We start from the raw sequence: 693 nt of genomic DNA on the forward strand, positions 1-693 counted from the left end.
CCCCCCCACCCCACCGCGCGCACACGCCCCCCCGCCGGCCCGCCCCGCCGCCGCGCTCCGGGTGTTGGTCCGCGCCGCACTGGCCGGCGCCCCGCCGGTCGAGATGGATGTGCCCGCGGGCTTCGATGTCGCCGCGTTGCCGGCGGCGGTGGCGCGGCTGGGGGCCGGCCGGCGCTACGCGGCGCTGGTTGCCGCCCAGCTGGCCAAGGCTTTAGGCGACCCGGCCGCCACCGCGGCGCTGGCCGGGCTGGACACGGTGCTGCTCGGCGGCGGGCCCGCCCCGCAGCCGGTGCTGGACGCCGCCGCGGCCGCCGGGATCGCGGTGGTGCGCAGCTACGGCATGAGCGAGACCGCCGGCGGCTGCGTCTACGACGGGGTGCCGCTGGACGGGGTGCGGGTGCGCATCGCCGACGGCAGGGTGGTGATCGGCGGGGCGACGCTGGCCAAGGGCTACCGCAACCCCACCGACCCGGACCCGTTCGCCGAGCCGGGCTGGTTTGTCACCGACGACCTGGGCGCCGTGGACGAGGCGGGGGTGCTGCACATCCTGGGCCGGGTCGACGACGCGATCAGCACCGGCGGGCTCACCGTGCTGCCGCAGCCGGTGGAGGCCGCGCTGCTGACCCACCCGGCGGTGGCCGACTGCGCGGTGTTCGGCGTCGCCGACGACCGGCTGGGCCAGCGGGTGGTCGC

At 78.9% G+C, this 693-nt stretch carries 1 protein-coding gene; it reads left to right on the plus strand.

What is annotated here, in order from left to right; genetic code table 11:
* Positions 1 to 693: AMP-binding enzyme (locus BKN37_RS27410; RefSeq protein ID WP_165618426.1), on the plus strand; the 693-nt coding region annotated here is incomplete at both ends.

This window comes from Mycobacterium talmoniae (assembly GCF_001854525.1).
In the GTDB taxonomy this organism is placed as follows: Bacteria; Actinomycetota; Actinomycetes; order Mycobacteriales; family Mycobacteriaceae; genus Mycobacterium; species Mycobacterium talmoniae.